Source organism: Uliginosibacterium sediminicola, from assembly GCF_039631295.1.
Classification (GTDB): domain Bacteria; phylum Pseudomonadota; class Gammaproteobacteria; order Burkholderiales; family Rhodocyclaceae; genus Viridibacterium; species Viridibacterium sediminicola.
This window is the reverse complement of record NZ_JBDIVE010000003.1, coordinates 17934-33002: the sequence shown is the minus strand read 5'-3', so window position 1 is coordinate 33002 and position 15069 is coordinate 17934. Positions and strand designations below refer to the sequence as shown.

The window sequence follows — 15069 nt, the reverse complement described above, 5'->3', positions numbered from 1 at the left end:
GCTGTCAGGGCTTGCTCAGTCGATGCCCAGTGAGTCCCACAGCGCATCGACACGCTGCTTGACCGCCGCATCCATGACGATGCCACGCCCCCACTCGCGCGTAGTCTCACCCGGCCACTTGTTGGTGGCATCGATCCCCATCTTGCTGCCCAGGCCGGCGACCGGCGAGGCGAAGTCTAGGTAGTCGATCGGCGTGTTGTCGACCAGGGTGGTGTCGCGGCTGGCATCGACGCGTGTGGTGATCGCCCAGATCACCTCCTGCCAGGAGCGGATGTCGATGTCCTCATCCACCACGATGATGAACTTGGTGTACATGAACTGGCGCAGGAAGCTCCAGATGCCGAACATCACGCGCTTGGCATGGCCCGGATAGGCCTTCTTCATGCTCACCACCGCCAGGCGGTAGGAACAGCCCTCGGGCGGCAGGTAGAAGTCGGTGATCTCCGGGAACTGCTTCTGCAGCAGCGGCACGAAGACCTCGTTGAAGGCCAGCCCGAGCATCGCCGGCTCATCCGGCGGCTTGCCGGTATAGGTGCTGTGATAGATCGGATTGCGCCGCATGCTGATCCGCTCGACCGTGAACACCGGGAACTCGGCCACCTCGTTGTAGTAGCCGGTGTGGTCGCCGTAAGGCCCCTCGGGCGCCGTCTCGCCGGGATGGATCACGCCTTCGAGCACGATCTCGGCCATCGCCGGCACCTGCAAATCCGAGCCCAGGCACTTCACCAGCTCGGTGCGCGCGCCGCGCAGCAAGCCGGCGAACTGGTATTCGGACAAGCTGTCCGGCACCGGCGTCACCGCGCCGAGAATCGTTGCCGGATCGCAGCCGAGCACCACCGCCACCGGGAAAGGCTGGCCCGGATGCGCCTGTTGGTGTTCGCGGAAATCCAGCGCGCCGCCACGATGCGCCAGCCAGCGCATGATCAGCTTGTTCGGTGCCAGCAACTGCTGGCGATAGATGCCCAGGTTCTGTCGCGTCTTGGCGGGGCCGCGCGTCACCACCAGGCCCCAGGTCAACAAGGGCGCGACATCGCCCGGCCAGCAGTGCTGGATAGGCAGACGCCTCAGATCGACCTCATCGCCCTCCCACACCACTTCCTGGCAAGGGCCGCTACGCAGCACCTTGGGTGCCATGTTGAGCACCTGCTTCAGAACCGGCCACTTGTCCCAGGCGTCGCGCAAGCCCTTGGGCGGCTCCGGCTCCTTGAGGAAGGCCAGCAGCTTGCCGATCTCGCGCAGCGGCGCCTTCCAGTCGCCATCGGCGGCGAGCTCCTGGCCCATGCCCAGCAGCACGCGCTGCGGCGTGCCGAACAGATTGACCAGCACCGGCATCGCCTGCGGCTGCCCCTGTGTGTGCGGCCGCTCGAACAGCAACGCCGGCCCGCCAGCGCGCAGCACGCGGTCGGCAATCTCGGTCATCTCCAGATGCGTATCGACCGGCACCGTGACGCGCCGCAGCTCGCCCCGCGCCTCAAGACGGGCAATGAAATCACGCAGATCCTGGTCAGCCATGCTCAATCGTTCCGGAAGAAGGAAGCGGCATTGTAGGCGGATTGAAAGCTCACGGATGACAGACCGCACGGATAAGGGAATGCGCAGGAGCGCAACTCTCTTCACCCGGTGGCTCGGCATGTTTTTTGCATAAATATACGTATTGATCTTTTAGCTAGCTGCTCAAGCCCCTCTCGCAATCCCATGATTAATAATGACCGTCAAGATTGACTTTCAGACGATTTATGGCGCCTTCAGCCGATTACCACGCACCCCTTAAATGGGGTTGAAACCATTACAACAAAAGATAAAAGGATTTTACTCATGCAGAAAAAAAATGTTTTCCCAGATAGTAAAACACTGAAAGCCGTCATGATCATGGCTATCGCCCTTCTACCTGCATGCGGAGGCTTGGCAACTTTGATCGCAAGCCAAGACACCTACCAGACCGACAAAAGAAGATACGAATACAATCAGTTCGAGACAGAAATCGCCCGTAAATTTGGATTAATGGCATTATTAGCCCAAACCGCATATCGACACGATCTTGACACAGAAGGAATTGACGGAAATGGCTGCAGATACCTTAAAGACCCAAAGAAATTCAGAAAAGATCTTTATTTCGGAATGCCACAAAATGACGAAAAAAAAGGCGGATGGTCACGTTGGGTTCCTTCCGCTGAGGCGCTAGAGCACACCTCCCCCTGCATTGACGACGCAGGACTTTTTTACGAGACGTACATCTACGAAAATGAAAATGGAGTAGTAGAAGAAGCTGTTATTGCGTTTCGTGGCACCGAAAATCGCGGTACTCAGACCGTCAAAGACTGGTGGACAAACATTTCCTCACTTCTCGGACTTGAGTCCAGTGAATATTCTCTTGCTCGAAAAAAAATACCTTCATTAATCGATGCGTTGGACACAACATTCCCTAACATCAAAATATACGCAACCGGTCATTCTCTTGGAGGAGGCCTAGCCCAACAAGCAGGCTATCTGTCTCGTAAAATAAAGGAGGTCTTCACGTTCAATACCACTCCCGTCACAAACTGGTCGCAACTCAGACTCCTGAAAATCGTGGACAATGAATATCCAATTATCTATCGGATCTATCATGGTGGCGAATTTCTCGAATACCTGAGATTCATTACAACATCTTTTACCAGCGCCAGGCCTGGCAGGTACGACATCGGAGTGCAGTTTGATGGCTTTAGGAGAAAAGCATTCAGCGGGCACGCAATGAACATAATCACTTGCAATTTTGCTGAAATATTGAAAAACAACCAAACCGAAGGGAGTGCGGACCATCACTACTCCATTCGCTACATTCGAAACACCGTACTTACCTCCCGCTCACTTTGTCTAGAACCCAAACAATGAAGTGACAGACACGCGATTAGCAACACTAACGGCACAGTAAAACAGCCATAAATCGATCGCATAAAAGACCATAGACCCTCAGCGCCCCGCCAGCAAAAGCTTCAAGTCATCGCTCACCTCATCGACCGAGGCTGCATGGCGGATTGCCAGGCGCAGCTTGCCTTGCGGGTCAAAGGCCATGCTCAGGGTGCTGTGGTCGATGCTGTAGGCCTGCGGCGTGGCCGGGTTGGGGACTTTCTGGTAGCTGGCGTGGAACTGACGGGCGGCGACGGCGATTTCCTCGGCACTGCCGGTCAGGCCGATGAAGGACGGGTCGAAGGCGGTGACATAGGCCTTGATGCGCTCGGGCGTGTCACGTTCGGGATCGACCGAGACGAACAGGGTCTGCACACGCGCGGCGTCCGGCCCGAGCTTTTGCAGCACCGCCTTCTGCCGCGCCAGGTGGGTCGGGCAGAAGTCCGGGCAGTTGAGATAGCCGAAGAATACGGTCACCACCTTGCCGCGAAAATCCGCCAGGCTGCGCGGCCGACCGTCGTGGTCGCGCAGCCTGAGCTCGCTGCCGTAGTCCTTGTCATCGCTGATGTCGAGCGCGTGGAAAGCTGGCCGCTGCACGCTGCAAGCGCTCAGCAAGGCCAGCAGCATGAGCAGCAGGCAGGTGGTGGCGCGCATCTTTTCGCTCCCTCAGTGCATGTGGCCGTGGTCGTGACCCGCAGCCGGTGCGCTGCTGGCCGTCATGGCTTCGACCGCGACATCGACCTTCAGCGTGCCGGCTTTCTCGAACTTGAGCGTCAGCGGGAACTTGTCACCCTGCTTGAGCGGTGCCTTGAGGTTGATGAACATGATGTGGAAGCTGCCGGGCTTGAGTTCGACGGTCTTGCCGGCCGGCAGTTCAAGACCGGCGTCGAGCTTGCGCATCTTCATGACATTGTTGTCCATGCTCATCTCATGCACTTCGACGAATTCCGAGACGCCAGCGCTGGCCGACAGCAAACGATCTGCGCCACCCTTGTTCTCCAGCTTGAGGAAGCCGCCGGCAGTCTGCGCGCCGGGCGGCGTGGCGCGCGCCCAGGGGTGCACGATGTGGATCGCGCCCAGATCGTATTCGTGCGCCTGGGCCAGCAGACTGGCACAGCCGAGCAGCGCGGCGAGGAGGAATGATTTCATGGCAGATACCTTTCTTGAGGGATTGAAAAGCGGCCCTGCGACGCGCCACCCCATGTGAGGCGCCGCCGGGCCGGCACATCACGCGGGCTAGAAGTCCGCCTTCAGGGACACAAAATACGTGCGTTGCGAATAGGGGTGGAAAGACCAAGCCTTGTTATTGCCCAGATTATCAACCCCGATGCTGGCCTTGAGCATGCTCGTCAGCTGGTACACCGCCTTGGCATCGAGCATGAAGAAGCGCGTGTTGCCGAAGTAGGTGTCCTCATACACATCGCTATTGTCGATATTGCCGAACTGGCGACCGCTGTAGCGCGCAGCGCCGGACCAGGACAGGCGCGGGCTCTGATGCCAGGTGGCCGACAGGCTGGCACGCCAGTCAGGCACACGGATCTGTTTCTTGCCGACGCTGGCCGGGTTCTTGTCGTTCTTGAGGATGCGCGAATCGGCATAGGTCACGCTGCCCGCCAGATCGATGCGCGAAGCGGCAATGTTGTCGCCTCGCCAGGCCAGTTCGATGCCCTGACTGCGGATCAGGTCGATGTTCTGGATGGTCGTCACCGTGCCGCCGGCAATCGCATTGACCTGCGAGTACAGCGCATCGCGCACACGCTCGTGGAACAGCGAGATACGCAGCACGCCGCCGGCAATGTCCTCGCCCTCGGCGGTGAGCTCGGTGGAGCGGGCGTTTTCCGGTCGCAGGTTGGGATCATTATTGACCACCGAACCGGCTGTCACGCTGCCCTGGTAGAGCTCGGCCACGGTCGGCATGCGATAGGCGCGCGCCAGCGAAGCACGCAGTGACCAATCGGTCGTGGCCTGCCAGCGCAAGGCCGCTTTCGGCGAGAAGAACTGCTCATGCCGTTCGGGCAGATATTGCGTGGCGCTGCCGGCGCTCGCCAGCGCGCCATTGAAGGCATGCCAGCGCTCGTAGCGCAGCCCGCCAGTGGCCGACCAGTCCGGCGCGAACTTCCACACATCCTGCGCCCACAGCGCGCGCGTCTCGGTGCTGCCATCGAACTGCGAATAGCGCGTAATGCCCTGCACGCTGCCCGGCGAGCCGGCGATCCAGTCCGGCGTATTCCACACCACGGTGCGCAACTGGTAGTGATCGTCGTGCAGGCCGAAGCTGGCCTCGTGCGCACCGCTGCGCCCCTGCGGCCGCCACACGCCAGCCAGATCCAGATTGCGCCAGCCGGTGCCCTTCATGTCGGTAATGCGGCCTGCCGTGCCGGCAGCATTGACGGTCTCCGACTTGCTTGAATCCGGCACCGAAGAACGCTGGATGTCCTTGGCGTAATCGTAGAGGCTGAAATTGGCCGACCAGTCCCACTTGCCGCCGCTGTTCGACTTAAGGCCGAAGGCATGCATCTGGTGCTCGGCATCCTGGGTGCTGTTGGCAAAGCTGGTCGAGGCAATGTTGTAGCGCTGGCCATTGACCAGGACATTGCCCTGCCACACCGGATTACCCGCCGCATCGCGCAGATAAGTGCTGGAGAGGCGGTCGGCATGATTGGTCCACAGCCCGAAGCTGTAATCGGCGCGCAGTGTCGGCGACAGATCGTAGGCCAGCTTGATGCGCGCATTGTCCTGCCGGGTGTGGATCTCGCTGCTGGTGCCCAGCACCCAGCGATCAGCGCCCGCCGTGCTGCGATCAGCCACCGCGCCGCTAACCGGCGTGTAAGTGCCGGCAGCCGAAGTGGTTCCGGCCGTATTGACGAAGCCGATGGGCTGGCTGGTGTTATCCACATGGCTGCCACTGACCCAGAACGACAGCGCACCGGCACGACTGCCCACCGCCGCATTGAGCTGGCCGCCCTGGTAGGACTTGTCACTGCCGTACAGCTTGAAGCCCTGCGAGAAGAACTGGCTCGACACATGCCCCTCGGTCTTCTCCGGCATGCGCGTGACGAAGCTCGCCACACCCCCGATGGCATTGCCCGAGTACGCCGCCGAGAACGGCCCGTAGAGGAAGTCGACGCGCTCGATCTCCTCCGGCGCAACCATGCCCCAGCGCGGCGTGTAGTTATTGGCATTGCCCAGCAGATTGGAAAGCAGCAACCCATCGGCATAGGTCAGGGTGCGTGCACTCAAGCCGGTGCCCGAGGTACGTGTGGCGGTGATGGCGTGATCGAAGTCACCGATGTAGCGCTTGCGCACAGTCAGGCTGGGCAGGTATTTGAGGGCGTCGGAACTGTCGGTCAGATTGGTCGTCGCCTCGATTTGCTCGCGGCGCTTGCCTTCGACAACGGCCGGCGCACTCAGCGGCAGCGCTGGCGTGGTCGCCGTCTTGGGGCGAACGGTCACGGCGTCGAGTTGCTGTACCTCTTCGGCCTGGGCCGTCAGGCTCAGCGAAGCCAGCAAAGCCAGACGCAGCGGCGGCATGGCGGATTGGAATGGTTTCAACATGAATGTTCTCTGTAATGGTTGGCTCAGCGCAGCCGCCTGCAAACGCCCCCGGGCGTCATGCTGCAGGACGGCGCGGCGTGAATGGCTCAGTGCGGGTGAACGTGGGCTTCAGCAGCCGGCAGCAGATCCAGCGCGGCGGCCGGGAAACGCGGCCGGGGCTGACCCTCGACGGGAATCGCCGCCCAGTCGTTCTGCCCCTTCTCGCATTGCTGCAGGACGCGGATCCAGCGCTTGCCCGGCGTGGCCGGCAAGCTCAGGCTGATCACGAATTCGTCGTACTCGGCGTCGCGCAGCAGGCCGCCACGCCAGCTGATCTGCGCCGCGCGCTCGGTCACCGGCGTACCGTGGGAGTCATACGGCTGGGCCAGTTTTTCCTTGCCGATCTCGGTCTGCCAGCCAGCTTTGGGCATCGGCTTGGCGCCGACAAAGCCTTCGGGCAGAAACACCGTGATGGCCGTGGTGGCCGCGCCATCGCAGCCATGGCCGACACGGAACACGGCCTTGTAGCTGCTGCCGGCGACGGCGCTCTTCTGTTCGAGAGTGATATGCGCCTGCGCAGCGGGCAGGCATAGCGCTGCGCCCAGCAGGGCAGCGAGGTATTTGAGGGACATGCGAATCTCCGCGCGGCACGTTGTGCCGCGACACACTGATCAAGACGAAGCCGCAGCGCACCGGCAGGCGCACCACGGACACAGACAGGGCGAGATCAGGCTTGCGGCGGCGCGCGCGGAGAGAAATGCCGCCAGACGGCCACGCGCACGGCAGGCAGCTGGCTGAGGGAGATGCGAACGTGACGAAGGGAATGGTCGGGCTCGAAAGCGCGGGTTTCGCGATCAGCCAGCGCGAAGTGTGCGCCGGCCATGCACAGCGGGCAGTGCTTGCTCAGATCGACCGCTGGCAGCTTTTGCGGCGCATCGGGCAGGGCGATGACTTCGAGACGCGCACCGTCTGTCGTACAGATGCTCGACAGCAGGCTCTGCGTCGCCATGCGCGCATGCGCGAGTGGCGCAAAGGCATGCAGCAGGATGGCGAAAATCGCCAGCCAGGCTGTTTGACGAAGAGAGCGTGCGCGCAGGAAGGAGAGCATGTCGGGGCGGACTATCGCAGATCAGCCCTTGCCTGCCAAGGCGGCAAGCAGCTTGTCGTGCACGCCGCCGAAGCCGCCATTGCTCATCACCAGCACCTGGTCGCCGTAGTGGGCATCCGCCGCCACTGCTTCGACCAGGGCTTGCAGATCGCTGAAAACGCGCGCCTTGGCGCCCATCGTGTCGAACACTTCGGCGGCATCCCAGCCCAGATTATGGGCATAGCAAAACACCGCATCGGCTTGCGCGAGGCTGGCCGGCAGCTGCGACTTCATCGCGCCAAGCTTCATGGTGTTGGAGCGTGGTTCGAGCACGGCGAGGATGCGCCGCTCGCCGATGCGCTGACGCAGGCCGGCGACGGTCGTCGCAATCGCCGTCGGGTGATGGGCGAAGTCATCGTAGACGGTGACTCCGCGCACCGTGCCGCGTGGCTCCAGGCGGCGCTTGACGCCGGCAAAACGCTCCAGCGCCTCGGCCGCGTGTTGCGGTGTCACGCCGACGTGGCGCGCGGCCGCCAGCGCCGCCAAAGCGTTGTTGCGATTGTGGCGCCCGGCCAGCGGCAGGCGGCAATCGGCACGCTCGTGACCATCATGCAGAAAGGCCATGGTGTCGCCACGCTCGTCGAGTTCCTCGTATTGCCACTCGCCGGCCTGCTCGCCCTCGCCACCGAACCATTCCAGCTCGCTCCAGCAACCTTTGGCGATCACCCGGCGCAGCGAATCCTCATGCGCATTGGCGATGATGCGGCCGATCTTCGGCACGGTGCGCACGAGGTGGTGGAACTGCGTCTCGATAGCCGCCAGATCGGGGAAGATGTCAGCGTGGTCGTATTCGAGATTGTTGAGCACCAAGGTACGCGGCCGGTAGTGCACGAACTTGGATCGCTTGTCGCAGAACGCCGTGTCGTACTCGTCGGCCTCGATGACGAAGAAAGGCATGTCGGTGAGTCGCGCCGAGACGCCGAAATTGCCCGGCACGCCGCCGATCAGGAAGCCCGGATGGAGGCCGGCGTCTTCGAGAATCCAGGCCAGCAGCGAGGAGGTCGTCGTCTTGCCATGCGTACCCGCCACCGCCAGCACCCACTTGCCGCGCAGGATGTTGTCGGCCAGCCACTGCGGGCCGGAGACATAGGGCAGGCCACGGTCGAGGATCGCTTCGAGCAGCGGATTGCCGCGCGAGACCGCATTGCCAATGACGAATAGATCCGGCTGCATGGTCAGCTGATCCGGCGAATAACCTTCGATCAGCGCAATGCCCTGCTCTTCAAGCTGGGTGCTCATTGGCGGATAGACATTGGCGTCACAGCCGGTGACCGTGAAACCCGCCGAACGCGCCAGCAGCGCCACGCCACCCATGAAGGTGCCGCAAATACCAAGTATATGGATGTGCATCAATGAATCTCTCAAAAAACGGCTTCACCGCAAAGGCAAGGCAAAGGGCCGCCAAGCACTTCAAGACAAACACGCGACTGCAGCAGGTTTGCGCACATCTGAAATCACTCAAGACAGCCAAGCGATTGGCCTTTGCGGCCCTTTCTTTGTGATTTCTTTGCGCCTTTGTGGTGAATGTTTTTAGCTGTTCCGCCTGTACAATGGGCTGGATTCTATCCCGGATCATCGTAGTACCTGCCATGCCGACACGACAGCCGCCGCGTAACAGCGCTCCACTGCGCCAGAACAATCTGCGTCGCGCCATTGCCGCCGCCGCCGCCCGCCTGATCGCCGAAGAAGGCGTCGAAGACTATGCCTTCGCCAAGCGCAAAGCGGCTCGCCAGATGGGCATCAGCGAGGGCGAATACCTGCCGACCAATGCTGAAATCGAAGAAGCGCTGCAGGAACACCTCGCCATCTACCAGGACGATGAACACGACGAACGGCTGTTCGCGCTGCGCAGCGCGGCGGTCGAAGCGATGCACCTGCTGCACCCTTTCCGCCCCTATCTGACCGGCACCGTGCTCAACGGCACGGCGGGCGCCTTCTCCTGCGTCGAGCTGGAGATCTACGCCGATAGCGCCAAGGATGTCGAAATCCATCTGCTCAGCCACGGCCTGCGCTATGAACACCGCGAAGTGCGCAAGAGCGGTTTCGATGCGCCCGAAGCGATCCTCGAATTCGACTGCGACGGCGCGCCGGTGCGTCTGTCGATCTACGACCACCTCGCCGAGCGCAGCGCGCGCCGCCCCACGCCGGGCGGCACCAGCGAGCGAGCGCGCATCGAAGCCGTGCAAGCCTTGCTGGTCGAGGCACGCTAAGTGCGCCTCCCGCTGCGCCGCCCGCTGCGTATTGGGCTGGCCATCGCGCTGGCACTGCTGGGCATCCTCGCCGCGGCAGCGCTGTGGAACTTCCGCGATCACTTCGGCCAAACCGGCCGGGCCAGCACCGAGGCGCTGTTTGCGCTGAAACTGCCGGACAGCAGCGGCAAGATCCTCGATTTTGCACAATGGCGCGGCAAGCCCATGGTGGTCAATTTCTGGGCCACCTGGTGCCCGCCCTGCCGCGAGGAAATGCCCCTGCTCGACAAAGCCGCACGCGCGACACAGGGCGTGCAATTTGTCGGCATCAGCGTCGATGAAGCCAGCCATGTGCAAGCTTTTCGCGAGCAGAACCCGACCAGTTACCCGCTGCCGGTGAGCGGCATGGAGATCTCGCCACTGGCGACGGCCCTGGGCAACAAGGCCATGGTGCTGCCCTTTACCGTCTTCATCGCCGCCGATGGCCACATTGCCGCCATCAAACTGGGCGCGCTGGGCGAAGCGCTGCTGCAGGAACAGCTTGCGCAACTGCAGGCCGGGCGCTGAAAGGCGCCTTCTTCATCAGCGCCGTGAATTTGTAAATTCCGCGCAATTACATCAATTAATGGACAAATCGCCGCAAATTGCGGCAAACTTGCGGCCATGAAAAGTGCCAGCAACAGCAAATCAAAGGCTAGGAAAAGCGCAGGCGGAGGAGAAGGCAGCGGTGTGCGGGCAAAAATACTTGTCCTGCACGGCCCCAATCTCAACCTGCTCGGCACGCGCGAACCGGAAATCTACGGCAGCACGACCCTGGCCGACATCCATGCCGACATGGCCGCCCAAGCACAGGCGGCGGGTGTGCAGCTCGAATCCTTCCAGAGCAATCACGAAGGCGGGCTGATCGATCGCGTGCAAGCTGCGCGTGACGAAGGCGTGGATTTCATCATCATCAACCCGGCCGGCTACACGCACACCAGCGTGGCGCTGCGCGACGCATTTGCAGCGGTCAAGATTCCCTTCATCGAAGTGCATCTGTCCAATGTGCATGCGCGCGAAGCTTTCCGCCGCCATTCCTACTTTTCCGACATCGCCGTCGGCGTGATTTGCGGACTGGGTGCCAGCGGCTACCGCATGGCGCTCGATTACGCCCTCGCCCGCCTGCTGGCACGCTGAATCAACCGAAATTCCGGGGCCCCGTCGCCCCGCTGCACTGGAGCAAAACATGGATCTGCGCAAGCTGAAGAAACTGATCGACCTCGTTGAAGAGTCCGGCATCGCCGAGCTGGAGGTCACCGAGGGCGAAGAGAAAGTCCGCATCGCCAAGCACTCCACTGCAGCGCCCGCTCCGGCCACCGTCAACTACGTCAGCGCACCGGCCGCTGCCGCCCCGGCCGCTGCGCCGGCGCCGGCCGCCGTCGTCGAAGCTCCGGCAGCCAATGCACTGCCGGCTGGCCATGTGCTTAAGTCGCCGATGGTGGGCACCTTCTACCGTTCTTCCTCGCCGGGCGCCGAAGCCTTCGTCAAGGAAGGCCAGAGCGTCAACGTCGGCCAGACCCTGTGCCTGATCGAAGCGATGAAGCTGATGAACGAAATCGAAGCGGAAGTGGCCGGCACCATCAAGGCCATCCTGGTTGAAAACGGCCAGCCGGTCGAATTCGGTCAGCCCCTGTTCGTGATCGGCTGATGCGCAACCATGTTTGAAAAAATCCTGATCGCCAATCGCGGCGAAATTGCACTCCGGATCTTGCGCGCCTGCCGCGAGATGGGCATCAAGACGGTCGCCGTGCACTCCGAGGCCGATACCGAGGCCAAGTACGTCAAGCTCGCCGACGAGTCGGTGTGCATCGGCCCGGCCGCTTCCGGCCAGTCCTACCTCAATGTGCCGCGCATCATCGCCGCCGCTGAAGTCACCGATGCCGAAGCGATCCACCCCGGCTACGGCTTCCTCTCGGAAAACGCCGACTTTGCCGAGCGTGTCGAATCCTCCGGCTTCGTCTTCATCGGCCCGCGTCCTGAAACCATTCGCCTGATGGGTGACAAGGTCAGCGCCAAGCAAGCCATGCTCGAAGCCGGCGTGCCCTGCGTGCCGGGCTCGGGCGGCGCACTGCCGGATGACCCCAAGGAAATCGTCAAGATCGCCCGCGCCATCGGCTACCCGGTGATCATCAAGGCCGCTGGCGGCGGCGGCGGTCGTGGCATGCGCGTGGTGCATAGCGAAGGCGCCCTGCTCTCCTCGGTGACGACGACACGTACCGAAGCGGGCGCCGCTTTCAACAACCCGACGGTGTACATGGAGAAGTTCCTGGAGAATCCGCGCCACGTGGAAATCCAGGTGCTGGCCGACCAGCACGGCAACGCCATCTACCTGGGCGAACGCGACTGCTCGATGCAGCGCCGCCACCAGAAGGTGATCGAAGAGGCACCGGCACCCGGCATTGACCGCAAGGTCATCGCCAAGGTCGGCCAGGCCTGCGTCGATGCCTGCAAGCGCATCAAGTATCGTGGTGCCGGCACCTTCGAATTCCTCTACGAAAACGGCCAGTTCTTCTTCATCGAGATGAACACGCGCGTGCAGGTCGAACACCCGGTCACCGAAATGGTCACCGGCATCGACATCGTGCAGGAACAGATCCGCGTCGCCGCCAATCTGCAACTGCGCTACAAGCAGAAGGAAGTGGAACTCAAGGGCCACGCCATCGAGTGCCGCATCAACGCCGAAGATCCCTACAAGTTCACGCCCTCGCCGGGCAAGATCCTCACCTGGCACACGCCGGGCGGTCCGGGCATCCGCGTCGACTCGCATGTATATGCCGGTTACACCGTGCCGCCGCATTACGACTCGATGATCGGCAAGGTGATCGCTTACGGCGACACGCGTGACCAGGCGATCCGTCGCCTGCGCATCGCGCTGTCGGAGATGGTCGTCGAAGGCATCAAGACCAATATCCCGCTGCACCAGGACCTGCTTCACGACGCCAACTTCATGCAGGGCGGCACCAGCATCCACTACCTTGAGCACCGCCTGGCGGCGACCAAGGATTGAGCCTGCCTGCCCAGCCCAGCGAAAGCCCCGCGATGTATCTGTCCGTCACCCTGAAGGCCGAGGCGGCCCTGGCTGAAGCCCTCTCCGAGGCGCTGATGGAAGCCGGGGCCCTGTCGGTCAGCATCGAAGATGCCGACGCCGGCACCGCGCTGGAGAAGCCGCAGTTCGGCGAGCCCGGCCACGTCAATGAACGCCTGTGGGATCACAGCTGCGTCATCGCGCTGTTCGATGGCAGCAACGACAACCCGGCCGATCTGGCCCGCATGCTGGCCGAAGCCGCGGCCGCGGCGGGCCTCGCCAGCGTGCCGGAATTCAGCGTCGAAGAGATCGCCGAACAGAACTGGGTGCAGCTCACGCAGTCGCAGTTCGAGCCGATCCACATCGACGACCGGCTGTGGATCGTGCCGTCCTGGCACGATGCGCCGGACCCCGCCGCGATCAACCTGATCATGGATCCGGGCATGGCCTTTGGCACCGGCTCGCACCCGACCACCCGGCTGTGCCTGCAGTGGCTGCTGAGCAATGTCGAAGCGGGCCACAGCGTGCTCGACTACGGCTGCGGCTCCGGCATCCTCGGCATCACCGCGGCCAAACTGGGCGCGCGCGACGTGCTCGGTGTGGACATCGATCCGCATGCCATCGTCGCCAGCGCCGCCAATGCCGAACGCAATGGCGTCAGCGCGCGCTGGCTCGATAGTGCGCAGGAGCTGTCCGGCCAGTATGATCGGGTGATCGCCAACATCCTCACCAATCCGCTCTGCGTCCTGGCACCGACGATTGCCGCGCATCTCGCCCCCGGTGGCAAACTGGCGCTGTCCGGCGTGCTGGCCACCCAGGCTGAACAGGTGATCGCCGCCTACCAGCCGTGGATCGCCTTGCATGTCGGCGACGAATACGAAGGCTGGGTAAGATTGGAGAGCTGAGCCAGGCGCTACAATGCTCAGCCTTGTAGCCCTGTTGGACGCCCTCGCCGCAGGCCTGCACCGCGCACAGCGCGGGCACGCGCCTGGGGCGGGAAACCCTGTTGTGAATCGCGCCCGGACATAAGAAGCCTTGCTGATCACCCGCTGCCCGCATTGCCTGACGAGCTTCCGCATCCGCCCCGAACAGCTGAACCTGCGCGGCGGCCGGGTGCGTTGCGGACATTGCCACGTCGCTTTCTCCGCGCTCTCCTATCTCGACGAGATGCGCGAGGAGAGCCCGGCCGGCAAGGCGCGCAGCCACAGCCCCGAGCCCATTCCGGCCAGCGAACCCAGCACGCCACCTGCTGCTGCGCCCAGTGAAGCGCCGGCGGAAATGCCTGTCGCAAGCGCGGCGGCCGCGCCTGCGGATGCCCCCACAGCGCCGGATGAGGCCAGCCCCGGCGAGCGGCGCGAGCCGGAGCTGAAGGCCGGCGAGATCGAAGAATTCAGCCTGCAATTTGACTTCGGCCCGGATTTTCACGACGAGCAGAAACTGGCGCAGAAGCTGCGCCTGCTCACCGACGAAGCGCCCACGCCGAATGCCGACCCCGCCGCGCCGCGCATCGAACCCACGGCTGAGCCCAATTCCTCAGCAGATGCCGCAGCCGTTTCCGCACCGCACGGAGCAGCGCGCAGCGCGGCCGACGACGACGAACAAGCCCCCGAATCGCGCGCAGAGCTGGCCGAATCGATCAGTATCAATGCCCTGCCCGACAGCGAGGCGATGCCCGAGCTGCATTCGATCTTCCTCGACGAACGCCTGCCGCTCGCGCTGGATCCGGCGCAGCAACTCGAACTCAAGCGTGCGCGCCGCCGCCTGATCCTCGCCAACTGCCTGCTGCTCGTCGGTGCCCTGCTCAGCACGAGCTTCGCCTTGCGCACCCAGCTGGCCAGCTGGCAGCCGGGCTTGCGGCCGCTGCTCGAGCGTGCCTGCCAAAGCCTGGGCTGCAGCGTGCCCTACCCGAAAGATCTGGTCGTGCTCGGCGGTATCGAACTGACGCCAGCGCCGGAGCAGCGCGAGGCCTACAATTTCACCTTCACGGTGCGTAACGAAGCAGCGTATCCGGTTGCCTGGCCGCAGCTGGATGTCACCCTCACCGACCGCTACGAGCGGACCCTCACGCGCCGCGTGCTGGAGCCGGCCGAATGGCTGCCGGTGGAACTGCGCCAGAGCAAGGCTTTCGAAGCCCAGGGCGAACTGACGACCCATCTCACCTTGGGCAGCAATGTCCAGGCGCTGGGCTATCGTCTGGGCGTCTTCTATCGCTGACAAGCGCAACACCCCCAACCCGAAAACAGGAGCAA

Annotated in this window: 15 protein-coding genes; 8 read left to right on the top strand and 7 right to left on the bottom strand. The window is 62.8% G+C overall.

Going from position 1 to position 15069, the window contains the following annotated elements:
- Nucleotides 1-15: 15 nt before the first annotated feature.
- Nucleotides 16-1512 (bottom strand): 4-hydroxy-3-polyprenylbenzoate decarboxylase, encoded by a 1497-nt coding sequence (ubiD, locus tag ABDB84_RS07170; RefSeq protein ID WP_345919026.1) that lies wholly within the window; start codon nt 1510-1512, stop codon nt 16-18.
- A 303-nt stretch (nt 1513-1815) separates the two neighbouring features.
- Between ubiD and ABDB84_RS07165 the strand changes: the two genes are divergently transcribed.
- On the top strand, nt 1816-2871 hold the full coding sequence (locus tag ABDB84_RS07165; RefSeq protein ID WP_345919025.1) for a Tle-like phospholipase domain-containing protein: 1056 nt from the start codon (nt 1816-1818) through the stop codon (nt 2869-2871).
- A gap of 78 nt (nt 2872-2949) precedes the next feature.
- Here ABDB84_RS07165 and ABDB84_RS07160 read toward each other — a convergent pair whose 3' ends face one another.
- The 6 genes from ABDB84_RS07160 to mpl all read right to left on the bottom strand — a co-directional run bounded on the left by ABDB84_RS07160 (nt 2950) and on the right by mpl (nt 8917).
- Entirely contained in the window at nt 2950-3540 is a 591-nt protein-coding gene (locus tag ABDB84_RS07160) for an SCO family protein (protein ID WP_345919024.1), read from the bottom strand.
- Nucleotides 3541-3552: 12 nt separating this feature from the next.
- Nucleotides 3553-4035, bottom strand: a complete 483-nt coding sequence (locus ABDB84_RS07155; RefSeq protein WP_345919023.1) for a copper chaperone PCu(A)C — start codon at nt 4033-4035, stop codon at nt 3553-3555.
- Between the two features lie 87 nt (nt 4036-4122).
- A complete protein-coding gene (locus ABDB84_RS07150) occupies nt 4123-6441 on the bottom strand; it encodes a TonB-dependent receptor (protein WP_345919022.1) in 2319 nt (772 codons plus the stop codon).
- Between the two features lie 86 nt (nt 6442-6527).
- On the bottom strand, nt 6528-7052 hold the full coding sequence (locus tag ABDB84_RS07145) for a YcnI family copper-binding membrane protein (protein WP_345919021.1): 525 nt from the start codon (nt 7050-7052) through the stop codon (nt 6528-6530).
- A gap of 95 nt (nt 7053-7147) precedes the next feature.
- Nucleotides 7148-7528, bottom strand: coding sequence for a DUF2946 family protein (locus tag ABDB84_RS07140; RefSeq protein WP_345919020.1), 381 nt, complete (start codon nt 7526-7528; stop codon nt 7148-7150).
- A 21-nt stretch (nt 7529-7549) separates the two neighbouring features.
- Nucleotides 7550-8917, bottom strand: coding sequence for a UDP-N-acetylmuramate:L-alanyl-gamma-D-glutamyl-meso-diaminopimelate ligase (mpl, locus tag ABDB84_RS07135; protein WP_345919019.1), 1368 nt, complete (start codon nt 8915-8917; stop codon nt 7550-7552).
- A 239-nt stretch (nt 8918-9156) separates the two neighbouring features.
- On the opposite strand from mpl, the gene ABDB84_RS07130 reads away from it, so the two are divergent.
- The 7 genes from ABDB84_RS07130 (at nt 9157) to ABDB84_RS07100 (ending at nt 15034) form a co-directional block, all read left to right on the top strand.
- Nucleotides 9157-9777 carry a hypothetical protein gene (locus tag ABDB84_RS07130; RefSeq protein WP_345919018.1) on the top strand — a complete coding sequence of 207 codons (621 nt, stop codon included), beginning with the start codon at nt 9157-9159 and terminating at the stop codon, nt 9775-9777.
- A complete protein-coding gene (locus ABDB84_RS07125; protein ID WP_345919017.1) occupies nt 9778-10323 on the top strand; it encodes a TlpA family protein disulfide reductase in 546 nt (181 codons plus the stop codon). It begins immediately after the preceding gene.
- 162 nt (nt 10324-10485) lie between these two features.
- On the top strand, nt 10486-10932 hold the full coding sequence (gene aroQ, locus ABDB84_RS07120; RefSeq protein WP_345919016.1) for a type II 3-dehydroquinate dehydratase: 447 nt from the start codon (nt 10486-10488) through the stop codon (nt 10930-10932).
- A 49-nt stretch (nt 10933-10981) separates the two neighbouring features.
- Nucleotides 10982-11443 carry an acetyl-CoA carboxylase biotin carboxyl carrier protein gene (gene accB, locus ABDB84_RS07115; RefSeq protein WP_345919015.1) on the top strand — a complete coding sequence of 154 codons (462 nt, stop codon included), beginning with the start codon at nt 10982-10984 and terminating at the stop codon, nt 11441-11443.
- Nucleotides 11444-11452: 9 nt separating this feature from the next.
- Entirely contained in the window at nt 11453-12802 is a 1350-nt protein-coding gene (accC, locus tag ABDB84_RS07110) for an acetyl-CoA carboxylase biotin carboxylase subunit (RefSeq protein WP_345919014.1), read from the top strand.
- Nucleotides 12803-12834: 32 nt separating this feature from the next.
- Entirely contained in the window at nt 12835-13725 is an 891-nt protein-coding gene (gene prmA, locus ABDB84_RS07105) for a 50S ribosomal protein L11 methyltransferase (protein ID WP_345919013.1), read from the top strand.
- Nucleotides 13726-13855: 130 nt separating this feature from the next.
- Nucleotides 13856-15034: a zinc-ribbon and DUF3426 domain-containing protein gene (locus ABDB84_RS07100; protein WP_345919012.1), complete on the top strand. Its 1179-nt coding sequence runs from the start codon at nt 13856-13858 to the stop codon at nt 15032-15034.
- Nucleotides 15035-15069: the final 35 nt, after the last annotated feature.

Bases quoted from the DNA above. Each gene is read 5' to 3' on its own strand.
- ubiD (WP_345919026.1), bottom strand. From the start codon at position 1,512: ATGGCTGACCAGGATCTGCGTGATTTCATTGCCCGTCTTGAGGCGCGG.
- accC (WP_345919014.1), top strand. From the start codon at position 11,453: ATGTTTGAAAAAATCCTGATCGCCAATCGCGGCGAAATTGCACTCCGG.
- ABDB84_RS07165 (WP_345919025.1), top strand. From the start codon at position 1,816: ATGCAGAAAAAAAATGTTTTCCCAGATAGTAAAACACTGAAAGCCGTC.
- accB (WP_345919015.1), top strand. From the start codon at position 10,982: ATGGATCTGCGCAAGCTGAAGAAACTGATCGACCTCGTTGAAGAGTCC.
- mpl (WP_345919019.1), bottom strand. From the start codon at position 8,917: ATGCACATCCATATACTTGGTATTTGCGGCACCTTCATGGGTGGCGTG.
- ABDB84_RS07150 (WP_345919022.1), bottom strand. From the start codon at position 6,441: ATGTTGAAACCATTCCAATCCGCCATGCCGCCGCTGCGTCTGGCTTTG.
- prmA (WP_345919013.1), top strand. From the start codon at position 12,835: ATGTATCTGTCCGTCACCCTGAAGGCCGAGGCGGCCCTGGCTGAAGCC.
- ABDB84_RS07130 (WP_345919018.1), top strand. From the start codon at position 9,157: ATGCCGACACGACAGCCGCCGCGTAACAGCGCTCCACTGCGCCAGAAC.
- ABDB84_RS07145 (WP_345919021.1), bottom strand. From the start codon at position 7,052: ATGTCCCTCAAATACCTCGCTGCCCTGCTGGGCGCAGCGCTATGCCTG.
- ABDB84_RS07160 (WP_345919024.1), bottom strand. From the start codon at position 3,540: ATGCGCGCCACCACCTGCCTGCTGCTCATGCTGCTGGCCTTGCTGAGC.
- ABDB84_RS07155 (WP_345919023.1), bottom strand. From the start codon at position 4,035: ATGAAATCATTCCTCCTCGCCGCGCTGCTCGGCTGTGCCAGTCTGCTG.
- ABDB84_RS07140 (WP_345919020.1), bottom strand. From the start codon at position 7,528: ATGCTCTCCTTCCTGCGCGCACGCTCTCTTCGTCAAACAGCCTGGCTG.